Origin of the sequence: Burkholderia sp. 9777_1386, assembly GCF_015712265.1 — a bacterium.
Lineage (GTDB): Bacteria > Pseudomonadota > Gammaproteobacteria > Burkholderiales > Burkholderiaceae > Burkholderia > Burkholderia cenocepacia.
This window is the reverse complement of sequence record NZ_JACCQB010000073.1, coordinates 12,339-28,792: the sequence shown is the minus strand read 5'-3', so window position 1 is coordinate 28,792 and position 16,454 is coordinate 12,339. Positions and strand designations below refer to the sequence as shown.

Here is a 16,454-nt window from a genome sequence, read left to right as displayed (position 1 = left end):
GGCCGCTGGGGGCGGGCAGTTCCGACGCCTGAATTATAGGAGGCGGGCGGTTTGGTGGAAAACCGTGCCGGAACACGATGCGCCGACAAGGGAAATGTCAGCCCATCTGTTAAAATGACGAGCTTTGCAGCCCCGTCCGTTGGCTCCGTCCGCTTCGCGTCCGTCAGGCGCCGCACCGCGCGCCGGGAACGATTGACGCTCGAGCTTCCGGATGCCGCCGTGCCCCCGTTTCCTCGACTCGTTCTCCGGACTCGACATGACGACTTCGTCTCCCGCCTCCACCACCCTGATGGCCAACGCGATCCGTGCGCTCGCGATGGACGCCGTCCAGCAAGCGAACTCCGGCCACCCCGGCATGCCGATGGGCATGGCCGAAATCGGCGTCGCGCTGTGGTCGCGCCATCTGAAGCACAACCCGACGAACCCGCACTGGGCCGACCGCGACCGTTTCGTGCTGTCGAACGGCCATGGCTCGATGCTGCTGTACTCGCTGCTGCACCTGACCGGCTACGACCTGCCGATCGAGGAGCTGAAGAATTTCCGCCAGCTGCACTCGAAGACGCCGGGCCACCCGGAATACGGGATCACGCCGGGCGTCGAGACGACCACCGGCCCGCTCGGCCAGGGTCTCGCGAACGCGGTCGGCATGGCGCTCGGCGAAGCGCTGATGGCCGACGAGTTCAACCGTGACGGCGCGAAGATCGTCGATCACCACACGTACGTGTTCCTCGGCGACGGCTGTCTGATGGAAGGTATCTCGCACGAGGCCTGCTCGCTCGCGGGCACGCTGAAGCTGAACAAGCTGATCGCGCTGTACGACGACAACGGCATCTCGATCGACGGCGACGTCGTCAACTGGTTCCACGACGACACGCCGAAGCGCTTCGAAGCGTACGGCTGGAACGTGATCCCGAACGTGAACGGCCACGACGTCGACGCGGTCGACGCGGCCATCGCGAAGGCGAAGCTGTCGGACAAGCCGACGCTGATCTGCTGCAAGACGGTGATCGGCAAGGGCGCGGCGACCAAGGCCGGCGGCCACGACGTGCACGGCGCGGCGCTCGGCGCGGAAGAAATCGCGAAGACGCGCGAAGCGCTCGGCTGGAAGTGGGAGCCGTTCGTGATTCCGCAGGAAGTCTATGCGGCCTGGGACGCGAAGGAAGCCGGCAAGCGCGCCGAGTCCGAATGGGACGCGACGTTCGCCGCTTATCGCGCGAAGTTCCCGGCGGAAGCCGCCGAATTCGAGCGCCGGATGGCGAACAAGCTGCCGGCCGACTGGGCCGAGAAGGCGGCAGCGATCATCGCCGGCGCGAACGAGCGCGCCGAGACGGTCGCGACCCGCAAGGCGTCGCAGCAGGCGATCGAAGGGCTGGCCGCCGCGCTGCCCGAACTGCTCGGCGGCTCGGCCGACCTGACCGGCTCGAACCTGACCAACTGGAAGGCGTCGAAGGCGGTGCGCGCGAATCCGGAAGGCGCGGGCGTGCTGCTCGGCAACCACATCAACTACGGCGTGCGCGAATTCGGCATGAGCGCCGCGATCAACGGCCTCGCGCTGCATGGCGGCCACAAGCCGTTCGGCGGCACGTTCCTGACGTTCTCCGACTACAGCCGCAACGCGCTGCGCGTGGCCGCGCTGATGAAGGTGCCGTCGATCTTCGTGTTCACGCACGATTCGATCGGCCTCGGCGAAGACGGCCCGACGCACCAGTCGATCGAGCACGTGTCGAGCCTGCGCCTGATTCCGAACCACGACGTCTGGCGTCCGGCCGACACGGTCGAGACGGCCGTCGCCTGGACTCACGCGGTCGCCGCGGATCGTCCGTCGAGCCTGATCTTCAGCCGCCAGAACCTCGCGTTCAACCCGCGTACCGATGCGCAGATCGCCAACATCGAGAAGGGCGGCTACGTGCTGAAGGACTGGGACGAAGAAATCGTCGCGCGCAAGATCATCCTGATCGCGACGGGCTCGGAAGTCGAACTCGCGATGAAGGCCGTCGAGCCGCTCGCGCAGCAGGGCATCGCGGCCCGCGTCGTGTCGATGCCGTCGACCAACGTGTTCGACCGCCAGGACGCCGAGTACCGCGAACGCGTGCTGCCGCACGGCGTGCGCCGCGTCGCGATCGAAGCGGGCGTGACGAGCTTCTGGCACAAGTACGTCGGCCTCGAAGGCGGCGTCGTCGGGATCGACACGTTCGGCGAATCGGCGCCGGCCGGCGTGCTGTTCAAGTACTTCGGCTTCACCGTCGAGCACGTCGTCGAGACCGCGAAGGCCGTGCTGGCCTAAAAGCATACGCGGCGCGCGCCACCCCTCGCGCGCGTCGCACCGTGAAGCTGCACGAAACGAATTTTTTCAGCCATCAGGAGATAGACCATGACGATTCGCGTCGCAATCAACGGCTACGGCCGTATCGGCCGCAACACGCTGCGCGCGTTCTATGAAAACGGCAAGAAGCACGATCTCGAGATCGTCGCGATCAACGACCTGGGCGATGCGAAGACCAACGCGCACCTGACCCAGTACGACACCGCGCACGGCAAGTTCCCGGGCGAAGTGTCGGTCGACGGCGACTACCTCGTCGTGAACGGCGACAAGATCCGCGTGCTCGCGAACCGCAACCCGGCCGAACTGCCGTGGGGCGAGCTGGGCGTCGACGTCGTGATGGAATGCACGGGCTTCTTCACGACGAAGGAAAAGGCGAGCGCGCACCTGAAGGGCGGCGCGAAGAAGGTGATCATCTCGGCGCCGGGCGGCAAGGACGTCGACGCGACGATCGTCTACGGCGTGAACCACGACGTGCTGAAGGCCGAGCACACGGTCATCTCGAACGCATCGTGCACGACGAACTGCCTCGCGCCGCTCGTCAAGCCGCTGAACGACAAGATCGGCCTCGAAACCGGCCTGATGACGACGATCCACGCGTACACGAACGACCAGGTGCTGACGGACGTCTATCACGAAGACCTGCGCCGCGCGCGTTCGGCCACGCACAGCCAGATCCCGACGAAGACGGGCGCGGCATCGGCCGTCGGCCTCGTGCTGCCGGAACTGAACGGCAAGCTCGACGGTTACGCGATCCGCGTCCCGACGATCAACGTGTCGATCGTCGACCTGTCGTTCATCGCGAAGCGCGACACGACGGTCGAGGAAGTCAACGCGATCATGAAGGAAGCATCGGAAGGCGCGCTGAAGGGCATCCTCGGCTACAACGACGCACCGCTGGTGTCGATCGACTTCAACCACAACCCGGCTTCGTCGACGTTCGACGCGACGCTGACCAAGGTGTCGGGCCGCCTCGTGAAGGTGTCGAGCTGGTACGACAACGAGTGGGGTTTCTCGAACCGCATGCTGGATACGGCTGTCGCGTTCGCGAACGCGAAGTAATCCCGCATGTCGCGCGGCCGCCGCAACGCGGCCGGCGTGGCGAACGAGCCCGGCCCGGGGTTTCCCGGCCGGGTTTTTTATTGCCCGCCGTTCGCCGTCACGTGCTCGATCGCATCGACGAACGCGCGCTTCAGCGGGCTGTCGAGATCGGCCCACGCGAGCCCGATGCCGCTGCGATGCCCGGCCAGGTCGAGCGGCCGCGCGAGCACGTTCGGCGGCAGCGCGCTGGCCGCTTCCGCCGGAATCAGCCCGATCCCCATTCCCGCCGCGACGAGCGCGAGCATCGTCGTGAATTCGCCGAACTCCTGCGCAATGTCGAGCGTCGTGCCCGCGCGGCTCAGCGCGAGCAGCATGTCGTCGTGAAAGCCGGGCGCGTAGCGGCGCGCGAGCACGAACACGGGCTGGCCGCGCAGTGCGGCTGCCGAAACCGTGTGGTGCGCGGCGAGCGGATGGTCGAGTGGCAGCGCGACGACGAACCCTTCCTCGAGCACCACGCGCGTGTCGATGCCCGCATACGCAGCCGGCAGCCGGATCATCCCGAAGTCGATCCGGCGGTCGCGCAGCGCGGCGACCTGGTCGGGCGTCGGCATGTCCTTCAGTTCGAGCGCGATCAGCGGGTAGCGCTCGCGCATCGTACGCAGCGCGGCCGGCAGCAGCGCCGGCAACACCGACGACACGAACGCGATCCGCAGCGTGCCGATTTCGCCGCGGCTCGACAGCCGCGCGATCTGTTCCGCGCGCGCGGCCTGCTGCAGCGTCGCCCGCGCTTCCGGCAGGAACACGCGCCCGGTGTCGCTCAACTCGACCTTGTGCCGGTCGCGCTCGAACAGGCGCGCGCCGAGTTCCGCCTCGAGCGCCTTGATCTGCATGCTCAGCGCGGGCTGCACGATGAATAGGCGCTGCGCGGCGCGCCCGAAATGCAGCTCTTCCGCGAGCGTGACGAAGGCGCGCAATTGCTTGAGTTCCATGGGTGGCGGGGACGACGCGACGGTAATCAGTTTTCATGATAACCGGATCAAAAAAGACCATTGGCGCGGGCCGGGCCGGCGGCCGAAGATATCGTGAACACGAGACCGGGCGCGACGGGCGGCCGGCTCGACTGGCACGAGGAGACATCCATGACCCATGCGCTTGACCGGTTCCGCCTCGACGGCCGCCGTGCGCTGATTACCGGTTCCGGCCGCGGGATCGGACTGACGCTCGCCCGCGGGCTCGCGGAAGCCGGCGCGGCGATCGTCATCAACGATCGCAATGAAGAGAAGGCCGCGACGCTCGCGCGCCGGTTTCGCGACGAAGGCTTCGCGGCCGACCATGCGGTGTTCGACGTGGCCGAGCACGCGCAGGTCCGTGCGGCGATCGACGAGTTCGAGGCGCGCGTCGGCGCGATCGACATCCTCGTGAACAACGCGGGCATCCAGCGCCGCGCGCCGCTCGACGCTTTCGACCCGGACGACTGGCATGCGCTGATGCGCGTGAATCTCGACGGCGTGTTCAACGTCGCGCAGGCCGTCGCGCGGCACATGATTGCGCGTGGCCACGGCAAGATCATCAACATCTGCTCGGTGCAGAGCGAACTCGCCCGGCCCACGATCGCACCGTATGCGGCGACCAAGGGCGCGGTGCGGATGCTGACCAAAGGGATGTGCGCCGACTGGGCGCGCCACGGCATCCAGGCGAACGGCCTCGCGCCCGGCTATTTCGAAACCGAACTGAATCGCGCGCTGGTCGACGACGCGGCGTTTTCTGACTGGCTGTGCAAGCGCACGCCGGCCGGCCGCTGGGGGCAGGTCGACGAGCTGTGCGGCGCGGCGATCTTCCTCGCGTCGGCCGCGTCCGATTTCGTGAACGGCCAGACGCTGTTCGTCGACGGCGGGCTGACCAGTGCCGTCTAACCAGGAGCGCGTCATGCGGTTGCGTTGCATGTGTGTGGTGATCCACGGGCCGAACGACCTGCGGGTCGAGGAGCAGGACGCGGGCGAGATCGGCCCGGGCCAGGTGCGTGTCGACGTCGCGATGGGCGGCATCTGCGGCTCGGACCTGCATTACTTCCGGCATGGCGGCTTCGGCGCGATCCGGTTGCAGCAGCCGATGGTGCTCGGCCACGAGGTCGCGGGCACGGTCGCGGCAGTGGCGCCGGACGTGACGTCGGTGAAGGTCGGCGATCGCGTCGCGGTCAATCCGAGCCGGCCGTGCGGTGTGTGCCGCTACTGTCTCGAAGGGCTGCCGAACCAGTGTCTCGACATGCGTTTCTACGGCAGCGCGATGCGGATGCCCCACGTGCAGGGCGCGTTCCGCAACGCGCTCGTGTGCGACGCGGTGCAGTGCGTGAAGGTCGCCGATCACGTGCCGCTGTCGCTCGCGGCGCTCGCCGAGCCGTTCGCGGTCGGGCTGCATGCGGTGTCGCGGGCAGGCCCGCTGATCGGCAAGCGCGTGCTCGTATCGGGGTGCGGGCCGATCGGCGTGCTGGCGGTCGCGGCGGCGCGCGTGCACGGCGCGGCGGAGATCGTCGCGACCGACGTCGTCGACGCGCCGCTGGAAATCGCGAGCGCGCTCGGCGCGGACCGCACGATCAATGCGGCGGCCGATGCCGGCTGGGTCGAGCGCTACGGCGCCGGCAAGGGCACGTTCGACGTGATGATCGAGTGTTCGGGCAATGCGCGCGCGCTGCGCGACGGGCTGGACGTGATGCGCCCGCGCGGCATCGTCGTGCAGCTCGGGCTCGGCGGCGACGTGAGCCTGCCGCAGAACGTCGTGGTCGCGAAGGAGCTGTCGATCTGCGGCTCGTTCCGCTTCCACGCGGAATTCGCGCTGGCGGTGCAGTTGATCAACGCGGGGCGCGTCGACCTGCGGCCGGCCGTCACGCGCGTGTTCCCGATGCGCGACGCGAACCTCGCATTCGAACTGGCAGGCGACCGCCAGCGGGCGATGAAGGTGCTGATCGATTTCGCGAACGAGGCCGCGTGACGGTGCGGCGCTGGCGCGTCGAGACGGCAGTGACGCCCCTGGCAAAAAGGCACGCCCGCGATGCGCGGCGCGTGCCTTTTTCGTCGTGCGGCGCAAACGAATTGCTGGATTGCCGCTCTACCGCCTCATTGCGTGACCTGCCGCGAACCGACGCGTTGCGACGCGAGCCACAGCGCGATCAGCACACCCGATAGCGCGGCACCCGCGATGCACACGCCGCGCCAGCCGTCGAGGCCGTACGCGACGCTCGCCGCGAACGAGCCGAGCGCGCCGCCGATGAAGTAGCTCGTCAGGTAGATCGTCGTCACGCGGCTGCGCGCATGGCCGGCCAGCGCATAGATCACGCTCTGGTTCGAGATGTGCATGCCCTGCACGCCGACGTCGAGCAGCAGGATGCCGGCGATCAGCGCCGCGAGCGAATGCGCGCCGGTCGCGATCAGCGCGAACGCGCCGAGCACGGCCGCCGCGAACAGGCCGGTGGCGGCATTGCCGTGGCCGCGATCGACCAGCCGGCCGGCCGACGTCGCCGCGAGCGCACCGACTGCGCCGACGATGCCGAACAGGCCGATCTGTCCTTCGGAATAGCTGTACGGCGGCTGGCTCAGCAGGAACGTGAGACCCGTCCACAGCAGGCTGAAGCACGCGAACACGAGCGCGCCGTAGGTCGAGCGCAGCGCGATCAGCGGCTGCGCGCGCACCAGCGCGACGAGCGACTTCATCAGCGCCGCATAGTCGAGCCGCGCGTCGCGCCGATCCTTCGGCAGCTTCACGGCGAGCACTGCGGTCAGCGCGAGCACCAGCACCGCGGCGATGCCGTACACCGCGCGCCAGCCGAACCCGTCGGCGATCGCGCCGGCCGCGACGCGCGCGAGCAGGATGCCGAGCAGGAGCCCGCTCATCACGGTGCCGACCGCGCGGCCGCGCGAGCGCGCATCGGCGAGCGACGCCGCGAACGGCACGAGCAGCTGCGTCGAACAGGTGACGAAGCCGACCGCGACGTTCGCGACGACGAACATCGTGAAGTTGGTGCTGAACGTGACCGCGACCAGCGCGACGACGTTCAGCATCAGCAACCGCACGATCAGCGTATGGCGATTGACCGCATCGCCGAGCGGCACGATCAGCAGCAGGCTGGCCGCATAGCCGAGCTGCGTCAGCGTGACGAGATAGCCGAGCTCGGTCGGCGCGCGCCCGAAGCTGTGCGCGATCGCGGCGAGCAGCGGCTGCGCGTAGTAGATGTTGCCGATGACGATGCCGCACGCGCACGCGAACAGCAGCGTCATGCCGCGGGTGAGGGGAGGGTGGTTGTCGTGATGCGGTTCCATGATCGCGAAAAACGGCGGCGCCGGCCGGCGGCACGGGGCCGTCGGCTGCGCGGGGTGACGGAAATCGGGGCCGGCGTCGACGGATCGGCGGTGAGCCGATGCGCGCCGGGCGGATCGCGGCCGGGCCCGGATCGGGCGGCCGGCGGATCGTCGTGCGGCGGGCGGCAGGGCAGGCCCGGGCGTGCCGCTCCGGTGCGCCGGCAGCGGCGGTGCGCGGAAGCGGATGTGCGTATGATGCGGGAATCGACCCATAGCGTCCAAGACTGGATCGTTATGGTCTCTATTGGCAAAACCAATACGTTGGCCGCGATGCTTCTCCGCCACATCCGCTATTTCCTGGCCGTCGCCGAGCAGCGCAGTTTCACGCGCGCGGCCGACGCGCTGCACGTGTCGCAGCCGACGCTGTCGCAGCAGGTCCGCCAGCTCGAGGAAACGCTCGGCGTGCAGCTGTTCGACCGCTCGGGCCGCACGGTGCGGCTCACCGAATTCGGCGAGGTCTATGCGCGCCATGCGCGCGCGGCGCTGCACGAGCTCGATACCGGGCAGCGCGCGCTGCACGATGTCGCGGATCTCGGCCGCGGTTCGCTGCGGCTCGCGATGATGCCGACTTTCGCGGCCTACCTGAGCGGCTCGCTGATCGACGCGTTCCATGCCGACCATCCGAACGTCGCGCTGACGATCGACGCGATGCCGCAGGAACGCATCGAGGCGCTGCTCGCCGACGACCGGCTCGACGCCGGTTTCGCGTTCATGCCGCCGCGCGCGCCGGACATCGACGCGCTGCCGCTGTGGGACGAGCCGCTCGCGCTGGTGACGGGCCGCACGCATCGGCTCGCGCGCCATCGCCGCGCGCTCACGCCGGCCGAACTCGGCGGCGAGCCGCTGGTGCTGCTGAGCCGTGCGTTCGCGACGCGCGAGCGGATCGACCGGTATTTCGTCGAGCACGACGCGCGACCGTTGATCGCGATCGAGACGAATACGGTCAGCGCGGTGCTGGAGCTCGTGCGGCGCGGCCGGCTCGCGACGGTGCTGCCCGACGCGGTCGCGCGCGAGAGCGGCGACCTGTGCGCGCTGGAGATCGATCCGCCGCTGCCGACGCGCACGGCCGCGCTGCTCACGCGCAAGGGCGCATACCGCAGCGTCGCGGCCCGCGCGTTCATCGACTGCGTGCGCGCGTATCGCGATCGGTCGGAACGGTGACCGGACCGGCCGGGCGGCGGCGCGGGGGGATTACGCGCCGGGCGTCGGGAAGAAGATGCCCGCGCGCTGCGCGGCGTTCGCGATGTGCGTTTCGATCGCGGTGCCGGCGGCCGCCGCATCGCGCGCGATCAGCGCGTCGACGATCGCGCGGTGCTCGTGCCACGTCGACAGCAGCAGCTCGCGCCGGTAGAACGGCATGCGCTGGCTTTCCTTCATGATGTCCGCGCTGCTGCGCAGGATGGACTCGATCGCCGCGTTGCCGGCCAGATGGATGATCCGCATGTGGAAGTCGAAATCGAGCCGCGACGCCTCGTCGAGCGCGCTTTCGGTCAGCGCGACGTGCAGGTCGGCGAGGTTGTCCTCGAACCACGCGATGTCGGCATCGCTGACCACGTGCGCGGCCATTCGCGCGGCGAACCCTTCGAGCGCATAGCGCATCTGGTAGGTATCGGGCGGCGACGACTGCTCGGCGAATTGCCACGGATGCGCGGCCGACGCCTGCGCGCTTTCGACGTACACGCCCTTGCCCGCGCGGATGCGTAGCATCCCGAGCGCCTCGAGCGTCGACAGCGCCTCGCGCAGCGACGCGCGGCTGATCTCCAGCTCCTCGGAGAGCTGGCGCTGGGCCGGCAGCAGGCTGCCGACCGGATACACGCCTGCCTCGATCCGGTCGCGGATCGTCGCGATGGCGGCGTCGGTCACGGTATGCGGAACATTTTTCATGATGTGAACGATGGCCGGTCTGACCGGCATTGTAATCCGCACGCGGGCGGTGCACGACGGCCCTACGGGAAAGCCACGATCCGCCCCTTTCCGATGCGCCGGCGGTGCGTGTACAGGGGCGGGAAATCCCTATTTTGTCCGTCCTTGACGCCACTATATCGGCTTCCTACTATCCACCATAACATCACTGGTCTTACCAGTATGAACAGACGAAACTGCAACCGTTGGATCGGGAGAGCGCCGTGTCGAAATTCCTCAATTCGCTGTTTGGCCGGGTAGTCGTCGCATTGATCCTGGGGGTCGCGCTAGGCGCGTTCTTCCCGCATTTCGCCGAGTCGCTGCGACCGCTCGGCGACGGCTTCCTGAAGCTCATCAAGATGGTCATCGGCCCGATCGTGTTCTGCGTCGTGGTCAGCGGGATGGCCAATGCGGGCGACCTGAAGAAGGTCGGCCGGGTCGGCCTGAAAGCCGTCGTCTACTTCGAGGTGATGACGACGCTCGCGCTCGGCATCGGGCTCGTGCTCGCGTGGCTCACGCGCCCGGGCGTCGGGATGAACATCGACCTGCGCTCGCTCGACGCGGCGTCGCTGTCGACGTACGCGAAGAACGCCGAAAGCCTGAAGGACACGGCCGGCTACCTGATGAAGATCATCCCCGAGACCGCGATCGACGCGTTCGCGAAGGGCGACATCCTGCAGATCCTCGTGTTCGCGGTGCTGTTCGGCTCCGCGCTGTCGCTGCTCGGCGACAAGGCGCAACGCGTCAATTCGCTGATCGAGGAACTGTCGCACGTGTTCTTCCGGATCATCGGCTTCATCATCAAGCTCGCGCCGCTCGGCGTGCTCGGCGCGATCGCGTTCACGACCGGCAAGTACGGCGTCGCGTCGCTCAAGCAGCTCGGCTACCTGGTCGCGGTGTTCTACCTGAGCTGCTTCGTGTTCGTCACGGTCGTGCTCGGTGCGGTGATGCGGCTCGCGGGCTTCTCGGTGTTCAAGCTGATCCGCTACCTGCGCGAGGAACTGTCGATCGTGCTCGGCACGGCGTCGTCGGACGCGGTGCTGCCGCAGGTGATGAGCAAGCTCGAATACATGGGCATCAAGGATTCGACCGTCGGCCTCGTGATCCCGACCGGCTATTCGTTCAACCTCGACGGCTTCTCGATCTACCTGACGCTCGCCGTGCTGTTCATCGCACAGGCCACCAACACGCCGCTGTCCACGCACGACCTGATCGTCGTGCTGCTCGTGTCGCTCGTCACGTCGAAGGGCGCGCACGGCATCCCCGGCTCGGCGATCGTGATCCTCGCGGCGACGCTGTCGGCGATTCCCGCGATTCCGGTGCTCGGCCTCGTGCTGATCCTGCCGGTCGACTGGTTCGTCGGCATCGCCCGCGCGCTGACCAACCTGATCGGCAACTGCGTCGCGACGGTCGTCGTCGCGGTGTGGGAGAACGACATCGACCGCGCCCGCGCGAAACGCGTGCTGAACCGCGAGCTGCGCTACGTGGCCGACGCGCCGGGCAGCGCCGCACCGGTCGCAGGCGACCAGGCCCACGCGCTCTGAACGCGACTCCCGCGCGGCGCGGCGCCCCTGGCCGCCCCGCGCGACCGAACTTCATGCGACCGGTGCGATGACGTGCCGGCGCTTCTCAACATGATGGAGACGACATGGCAGCCCCCATTCTCGATCCGAACGCGCCGGCTTTCACGCGGCGCTACATGAACCTCGCCGACCCGCGCCTCGGGGCGCAGGCGCTGTTCGCCAGCGACGAATTCTTCGCGCCGAAGGAGCGCATGCTGAATCCGGAGCCGGCCGTGTTCATTCCCGGCAAGTACGACGACCACGGCAAGTGGATGGACGGCTGGGAAACGCGCCGCAAGCGCACGACTGGCCACGATTTCTGCGTGGTGCGCCTCGCGCGGCCGGGCGTGATCTTTGGCGTCGATCTCGATACGAGCCACTTCACCGGCAACTTTCCGCCGGCCGCGTCGATCGAGGCCTGCGCGGTGGACGGCGACACGCCGCCCGACGACGCCGAGTGGCGCACCATCGTCCCCGCGACGACGCTGCAGGGCAACTCGCATCACTACGTGAGCGTCGACGATGCGCGGCCGGTCACGCACCTGCGCGTGAACCTGTATCCGGACGGCGGGCTCGCGCGGCTGCGCGTGTACGGCCAGCCGCAGCGCGACTGGCGTCACGTGCCGGCCGGCGAGCTGGTCGATCTCGCGGCGATCGAGAACGGCGGTTATCTGGTGGCCGCGAACAACCAGCACTTCGGCCCGGCCTCGCAGATGCTGATGCCGGGGCGCGGCGCGAACATGGGCGACGGCTGGGAAACGCGGCGCCGCCGCGAGCCCGGCAACGACTGGGCGATCGTCGCGCTCGCGCGGCCGGGCATCATCCGGCGCGTCGAGGTCGACACGGCGTTCTTCAAGGGCAATTTCCCCGATCGCTGCTCGCTGCAGGCCGCGCACGTCACGGGCGGCACCGACGATTCGCTCGTCACGCAGGCGATGTTCTGGGCCGAACTGCTCGGCGAGCAGAAGCTGCAGATGGATCACGTGCACACGTTCGACCAGCTCGCGGCGCTCGGCCCCGTCACGCACGTGCGGTTCAACATCTTCCCGGACGGCGGCGTGTCGCGCCTGCGTCTGTGGGGCGAGCCGGCTTGAAGGAGGGCAGCGGCATGAGCGGAACCCCGATCCTGCGCGTCGAGCGCCTGACCCGCGAAGCGTTCGCGCCGTTCGGCGACGTGATCGCGCTCGAAGGCGCGCGGCATTTCCCGATCAACGGCGGCACGACCGAGCGCTTTCACGATCTCGCGACGATCGACGTCTGCGCGGACGGCGGCCGGCCGCTCGTCAGCGTGTTTCGCGCGCAGCCGCGCGCGGTGCCGGTCGCGATCACGCTGATGGAGCGTCATCCGCACGGCAGCCAGGCGTTCATCCCGCTCGCGGCGGTGTCGCGCTACGCGATCGTCGTCGCGCCGGCCGGCGAATTCCGGCCCGACGCGATGCGCGCGTTCCTGGCCGAGGGCTGGCAGGGCGTCAATTATGCGAAGGGCGTCTGGCACCATCCGCTGCTCGCGCTCGACGCGGTCAGCGATTTCGTGATCGTCGATCGCGGCGGGCCGCAGCCGAATTGCGACGAGATCCCGCTGGAATGCGCGTGGGCGCTCGAGTTCGAGCCGGCCCGCGCGGGCGCCGAAGGGCTTTCGTAAGCCTTCCGGGCGCGCAGCACCATTCCCCGAAAAAGCGGACGGCCCGGGCGGCGAGATGCCGGCCGGGCCGTCTTGCGTGCGCGGGTGGCGCGCTTCAGTGCTTGCGGTGCGGGCAGTTCTCGGTCGTGCACGAACCGTACATCGCGAGCGAGTGCTCCTGGAGCCGGAAGCCGCGTTCCTTCGCGATCGCCTGCTGGCGGCTCTCGATCTCGGCGTCGAAGAATTCCTCGACGCGGCCGCAATCGAGGCACACGAGGTGGTCGTGGTGCGAACCTTCGTTCAGCTCGAACACCGCCTTGCCGGATTCGAAGTTGCTGCGCGACAGCAGGCCGGCCTGCTCGAACTGCGTGAGCACGCGATAGACGGTGGCGAGCCCGATGTCGAGCTGCTCGTTGAGCAGGTTGCGGTAGACGTCTTCGGCCGTCAGGTGGCGCACGGGGCTCTGCTGGAAGATCTCGAGAATCTTGAGGCGCGGTAGGGTGGCCTTTAGCCCGATATTCTTGAGATCCGTCGGATTGGTCATGGCTAGGCATCCCTAGAGTACAATGCAGGGCTTCAATGTTACCGGCTTTTCGCCGTTCCAGATATACGCGCGGCCTGCACGCGGGCCAGCACGGTGAAGGAAATGATCCCAGAATCGCTTTCGCACTTTCAGAGGAGTCGCATGCGGAGTGCCATCATCGCTGCCGCCGCCGTTGTCGCGCTGGCGGGTTGTTCGTCGTACGACAGCGTGACGCAGCGCATTGCGCAGAGCATCACGCCGTATCGGATCACCGTCGTGCAGGGCAACTTCGTGTCGCAGGAGAAAGCCGCACAGTTGCAGGCCGGCATGACGCGCGAGCAGGTCCGCGCGCTGCTCGGGACACCGCTGCTGGCGGACATGTTCCACGCGGATCGCTGGGATTATCTCTTCTACTTCAAGCGCGGCTCGACGTCGATCGTCCAGCAGCGCGACCTCGTGGTCAACTTCTCGGGCGATCGCGTCACGAGCTGGACCGGCGCCGACAACCTGCCGTCCGAGCTCGACCTGCTGGCCGACATCGACGGCGACCGCGGCGGCAAGAAGGCGAAGGCCGCTGCCGCGGCGAAGAAGGCTTCCGAAGCCGCGGCCGCCGCGAGCGCCGCGCAGGCTGCCGCTGCGGCGAGCCCGGCCACCGTGCCGGCATCCGGCGCGGCGGTCGACCAGGATGCGAACGCCCAGGCGGCGCGCGCGGCGAACCGCGCGACCAACCAGGTGTCGGGCCAGGGTTCGGGTTCGCGCCGGTTCACGCCGGCCGCGCAGGCCTCGGGCGGCGCGCCGGTGCCGGGCGGCCAGCCGCCGGGCGCCGCGCCGGCGATCCAGCCGCAGTTCCAGTTCCACCGTCCGCCGCCGCCGAACGTGTCGAACGAGGCGTCGCCGCCCGTCGGCCCGCAAGGCTCGGACAACCTGCAGAACCAGCCGCTCACCGCACCGGCGCCGTAAGCGGCCGGCGTGCGGAAACGGGGCGGCATGCGCCGCCCGCCTTTAGACCTGTCGTGTAGAAAGCCATGAAGATTGCGATTGCCGGCGCATCGGGCCGAATGGGCCGGATGCTGATCGAAGCCGTTCTCAACGATGCCGACGCGCAGCTCGTCGGCGCGCTCGACCGCGCCGGTTCGCCGTTCCTCGGCCAGGACGCCGGTGCGTTCCTCGGCAAGGACACCGGGATCAAGCTGACCGACGATCTCGACGCCGTGTTCGCGCAGGCCGAGTACCTGATCGATTTCACGCGTCCGGAAGGCACGATGGCCCATATTGCGGCCGCGCTGCGCCACGACGTGAAGCTCGTGATCGGCACGACCGGCTTCACCGCCGAGCAGAAGGCCGAGCTGCAAGCCGCGGCGGGCAAGATCGGCATCGTGTTCGCGGCGAACATGAGCGTCGGCGTGAACGTCACGCTGAAGTTGCTCGAATTCGCGGCGAAGCATTTCTCGCACGGCTACGACATCGAGATCATCGAAGCGCATCACCGCCACAAGGTCGACGCGCCGTCGGGCACCGCGCTGATGATGGGCGAAGCCGTCGCCGGCGCGCTCGGCCGCTCGCTCGACGACTGCGCGGTGTACGGCCGCCACGGCGTGACGGGCGAGCGCGATCCGTCGTCGATCGGCTTTGCCGCGGTGCGCGGCGGCGACATCGTCGGCGATCACACCGTGCTGTTCGCCGGGATCGGCGAGCGCATCGAGATCACGCACAAGTCGTCGAGCCGCGTGTCGTACGCGCAGGGCGCGTTGCGTGCGGTCCGCTTCCTGTCGGCGCGCGGCGCCGGCTTGTTCGACATGCAGGACGTGCTCGGCCTGCGCTGACACCGCGAGGAAACTCCGATGGCGATTCCCACCGGCGTTGTCCACTACCTCGAAAGCGGCGATGCGATCACGCACGCCGTCTCCTATGTGCTGCTGGCGATGTCCGTCGCCAGCTGGTGCTTCCTCTTCATGAAAGCCTGGCTGCTGGTCCGCGCGAAGCGGCAGGGGCCGCGCGCGCTCGCCGCGTTCTGGCGCGCGCCGTCGCTCGACGCGGGCATCGCCGCGCTGGCCGGCGCCGATCGCGAGCGCGTGTTCGTGCCGCTCGCCGAAGCCGCGCGCGATGCGGCCGACGACCACGACCCGGCCGCGCTGGCCGCGCGTGTCGAGCGCAGCGAACGCGTGCTGCGCGCGTTGCGTCACGCGATGCTGCGCTCGCAGCGGCGTCTCGAATTCGGCCAGGTGCTGCTCGCGTCGATCGGCAGCACCGCGCCGTTCGTCGGGCTGCTCGGCACCGTGTGGGGCATCTATCACGCGCTCGGCAGCATCGCCGCGAGCGGGCAGGCGCAGATCGAGAACGTCGCGGGGCCGGTCGGCGAGGCGCTGATCATGACCGCGTTCGGGCTGGTCGTCGCGATTCCCGCGGTGCTCGCGTACAACATCCTCGGCCGGCTCGTCCGGCAGCTCGCCGAGGAACTCGACGGCTTCGCGCGCGATCTGCACGTCTTCGTGTGCGCGCAGGGCGCCTGACGCGCCGGTTCCGGAGGAACGACCATGGCATTCGGCGGGCTCGAGCACCACAAGACGTCCGCGCCGATGGCGGAAATCAACATGACGCCGCTGATCGACGTGATGCTCGTGCTGCTCGTCATCTTCATCATCACCGCGCCGCTGATGACGCACGCGATCCGGCTCGACCTGCCGAAGGTCGCGGCCAGCGTCGCGCGCGACACGCCGCAGTCCGTCACCCTGTCGATCGACGACGCGGGCAAGCTCTACTGGGACGACGCGCCCGTGGCGCTCGACGCGCTGCCGGCGCGGTTCAAGGCCGCCGCCGCGGGCGCCGCGCCGCCCGAACTGCGGCTGCGTGCGTCGCGCGCGACGCGCTACGACGTGATCGCGCAGGTGATGGGCGCCGCGCAGGCCGCGGGCCTCACGCGGATCGGCTTCGTGACCGACGTGCCGCCGGCCGGGAGCGCGGCCGCGCCGGCCGCCGCCGGCGCGAAACCCTGATACGCCGTCGCTGCGGGCCCCGGCGCGCGCTCCCCGGTTTGGAAAAATTCATTCCGGGGGCCGGCGCAAGCCCGTTATTGGCGTGAACGGGCCCTGGCCCGCGCGACCGGCCGTGCGGGCCCGCACGGGCGGTATAATCGACG

Annotated in this window: 16 protein-coding genes; 12 read left to right on the top strand and 4 right to left on the bottom strand. The window is 68.8% G+C overall.

The window, feature by feature from the left end; all coding sequences use genetic code 11:
* Positions 1–211: 211 nt before the first annotated feature.
* Both tkt and gap read left to right on the top strand, forming a co-directional pair.
* On the top strand, positions 212–2,284 hold the full coding sequence (tkt, locus tag H0X91_RS31895; protein ID WP_006485709.1) for a transketolase: 2,073 nt from the start codon (positions 212–214) through the stop codon (positions 2,282–2,284).
* 87 nt (positions 2,285–2,371) lie between these two features.
* Complete coding sequence (gene gap / locus H0X91_RS31890; protein WP_006485712.1) at positions 2,372–3,382, top strand: type I glyceraldehyde-3-phosphate dehydrogenase; 1,011 nt, start codon at positions 2,372–2,374, stop codon at positions 3,380–3,382.
* Between the two features lie 77 nt (positions 3,383–3,459).
* On the opposite strand, the gene H0X91_RS31885 is transcribed toward gap, so the two are convergent.
* Positions 3,460–4,350, bottom strand: coding sequence for a LysR family transcriptional regulator (locus tag H0X91_RS31885; protein WP_077021889.1), 891 nt, complete (start codon positions 4,348–4,350; stop codon positions 3,460–3,462).
* Positions 4,351–4,500: 150 nt separating this feature from the next.
* On the opposite strand from H0X91_RS31885, the gene H0X91_RS31880 reads away from it, so the two are divergent.
* Both H0X91_RS31880 and H0X91_RS31875 read left to right on the top strand, forming a co-directional pair.
* On the top strand, positions 4,501–5,274 hold the full coding sequence (locus H0X91_RS31880) for an SDR family NAD(P)-dependent oxidoreductase (protein WP_034201869.1): 774 nt from the start codon (positions 4,501–4,503) through the stop codon (positions 5,272–5,274).
* 13 nt (positions 5,275–5,287) lie between these two features.
* Positions 5,288–6,346 carry an L-idonate 5-dehydrogenase gene (locus H0X91_RS31875; RefSeq protein WP_006496728.1) on the top strand — a complete coding sequence of 353 codons (1,059 nt, stop codon included), beginning with the start codon at positions 5,288–5,290 and terminating at the stop codon, positions 6,344–6,346.
* A gap of 125 nt (positions 6,347–6,471) precedes the next feature.
* On the opposite strand, the gene H0X91_RS31870 is transcribed toward H0X91_RS31875, so the two are convergent.
* Complete coding sequence (locus tag H0X91_RS31870) at positions 6,472–7,671, bottom strand: MFS transporter (RefSeq protein ID WP_012492961.1); 1,200 nt, start codon at positions 7,669–7,671, stop codon at positions 6,472–6,474.
* Between the two features lie 309 nt (positions 7,672–7,980).
* Here H0X91_RS31870 and cynR point away from each other — a divergent pair, with 309 nt between their 5' ends.
* On the top strand, positions 7,981–8,871 hold the full coding sequence (gene cynR / locus H0X91_RS31865) for a transcriptional regulator CynR (RefSeq protein WP_034178447.1): 891 nt from the start codon (positions 7,981–7,983) through the stop codon (positions 8,869–8,871).
* A gap of 30 nt (positions 8,872–8,901) precedes the next feature.
* On the opposite strand, the gene H0X91_RS31860 is transcribed toward cynR, so the two are convergent.
* A complete protein-coding gene (locus H0X91_RS31860; RefSeq protein WP_006484666.1) occupies positions 8,902–9,624 on the bottom strand; it encodes a FadR/GntR family transcriptional regulator in 723 nt (240 codons plus the stop codon).
* A 212-nt stretch (positions 9,625–9,836) separates the two neighbouring features.
* On the opposite strand from H0X91_RS31860, the gene H0X91_RS31855 reads away from it, so the two are divergent.
* The 3 genes from H0X91_RS31855 to H0X91_RS31845 all read left to right on the top strand — a co-directional run bounded on the left by H0X91_RS31855 (position 9,837) and on the right by H0X91_RS31845 (position 12,816).
* A complete protein-coding gene (locus H0X91_RS31855) occupies positions 9,837–11,156 on the top strand; it encodes a C4-dicarboxylate transporter DctA (protein WP_006484664.1) in 1,320 nt (439 codons plus the stop codon).
* Between the two features lie 104 nt (positions 11,157–11,260).
* Positions 11,261–12,268: an allantoicase gene (gene alc, locus H0X91_RS31850; protein WP_196433663.1), complete on the top strand. Its 1,008-nt coding sequence runs from the start codon at positions 11,261–11,263 to the stop codon at positions 12,266–12,268.
* A 14-nt stretch (positions 12,269–12,282) separates the two neighbouring features.
* Complete coding sequence (locus H0X91_RS31845) at positions 12,283–12,816, top strand: ureidoglycolate lyase (protein ID WP_196433662.1); 534 nt, start codon at positions 12,283–12,285, stop codon at positions 12,814–12,816.
* Positions 12,817–12,910: 94 nt separating this feature from the next.
* Here H0X91_RS31845 and fur read toward each other — a convergent pair whose 3' ends face one another.
* Positions 12,911–13,339 (bottom strand): ferric iron uptake transcriptional regulator, encoded by a 429-nt coding sequence (fur, locus tag H0X91_RS31840; protein ID WP_006400349.1) that lies wholly within the window; start codon positions 13,337–13,339, stop codon positions 12,911–12,913.
* 141 nt (positions 13,340–13,480) lie between these two features.
* Here fur and bamE point away from each other — a divergent pair, with 141 nt between their 5' ends.
* The 4 genes from bamE to H0X91_RS31820 all read left to right on the top strand — a co-directional run bounded on the left by bamE (position 13,481) and on the right by H0X91_RS31820 (position 16,311).
* Positions 13,481–14,278 carry an outer membrane protein assembly factor BamE gene (gene bamE / locus H0X91_RS31835; protein ID WP_196433661.1) on the top strand — a complete coding sequence of 266 codons (798 nt, stop codon included), beginning with the start codon at positions 13,481–13,483 and terminating at the stop codon, positions 14,276–14,278.
* Positions 14,279–14,343: 65 nt separating this feature from the next.
* A complete protein-coding gene (dapB, locus tag H0X91_RS31830) occupies positions 14,344–15,141 on the top strand; it encodes a 4-hydroxy-tetrahydrodipicolinate reductase (RefSeq protein ID WP_006485630.1) in 798 nt (265 codons plus the stop codon).
* 18 nt (positions 15,142–15,159) lie between these two features.
* A complete protein-coding gene (locus H0X91_RS31825) occupies positions 15,160–15,828 on the top strand; it encodes a MotA/TolQ/ExbB proton channel family protein (RefSeq protein WP_058901257.1) in 669 nt (222 codons plus the stop codon).
* Between the two features lie 24 nt (positions 15,829–15,852).
* Positions 15,853–16,311, top strand: a complete 459-nt coding sequence (locus H0X91_RS31820) for an ExbD/TolR family protein (protein WP_006496723.1) — start codon at positions 15,853–15,855, stop codon at positions 16,309–16,311.
* Positions 16,312–16,454: the final 143 nt, after the last annotated feature.

Bases quoted from the DNA above. Each gene is read 5' to 3' on its own strand.
- dapB (WP_006485630.1), top strand. From the start codon at position 14,344: ATGAAGATTGCGATTGCCGGCGCATCGGGCCGAATGGGCCGGATGCTG.
- H0X91_RS31885 (WP_077021889.1), bottom strand. From the start codon at position 4,350: ATGGAACTCAAGCAATTGCGCGCCTTCGTCACGCTCGCGGAAGAGCTG.
- H0X91_RS31825 (WP_058901257.1), top strand. From the start codon at position 15,160: ATGGCGATTCCCACCGGCGTTGTCCACTACCTCGAAAGCGGCGATGCG.
- H0X91_RS31880 (WP_034201869.1), top strand. From the start codon at position 4,501: ATGACCCATGCGCTTGACCGGTTCCGCCTCGACGGCCGCCGTGCGCTG.
- bamE (WP_196433661.1), top strand. From the start codon at position 13,481: ATGCGGAGTGCCATCATCGCTGCCGCCGCCGTTGTCGCGCTGGCGGGT.
- fur (WP_006400349.1), bottom strand. From the start codon at position 13,339: ATGACCAATCCGACGGATCTCAAGAATATCGGGCTAAAGGCCACCCTA.
- cynR (WP_034178447.1), top strand. From the start codon at position 7,981: ATGCTTCTCCGCCACATCCGCTATTTCCTGGCCGTCGCCGAGCAGCGC.
- H0X91_RS31870 (WP_012492961.1), bottom strand. From the start codon at position 7,671: ATGGAACCGCATCACGACAACCACCCTCCCCTCACCCGCGGCATGACG.
- tkt (WP_006485709.1), top strand. From the start codon at position 212: ATGCCGCCGTGCCCCCGTTTCCTCGACTCGTTCTCCGGACTCGACATG.
- H0X91_RS31860 (WP_006484666.1), bottom strand. From the start codon at position 9,624: ATGCCGGTCAGACCGGCCATCGTTCACATCATGAAAAATGTTCCGCAT.
- H0X91_RS31845 (WP_196433662.1), top strand. From the start codon at position 12,283: ATGAGCGGAACCCCGATCCTGCGCGTCGAGCGCCTGACCCGCGAAGCG.
- H0X91_RS31820 (WP_006496723.1), top strand. From the start codon at position 15,853: ATGGCATTCGGCGGGCTCGAGCACCACAAGACGTCCGCGCCGATGGCG.
- gap (WP_006485712.1), top strand. From the start codon at position 2,372: ATGACGATTCGCGTCGCAATCAACGGCTACGGCCGTATCGGCCGCAAC.
- alc (WP_196433663.1), top strand. From the start codon at position 11,261: ATGGCAGCCCCCATTCTCGATCCGAACGCGCCGGCTTTCACGCGGCGC.
- H0X91_RS31875 (WP_006496728.1), top strand. From the start codon at position 5,288: ATGCGGTTGCGTTGCATGTGTGTGGTGATCCACGGGCCGAACGACCTG.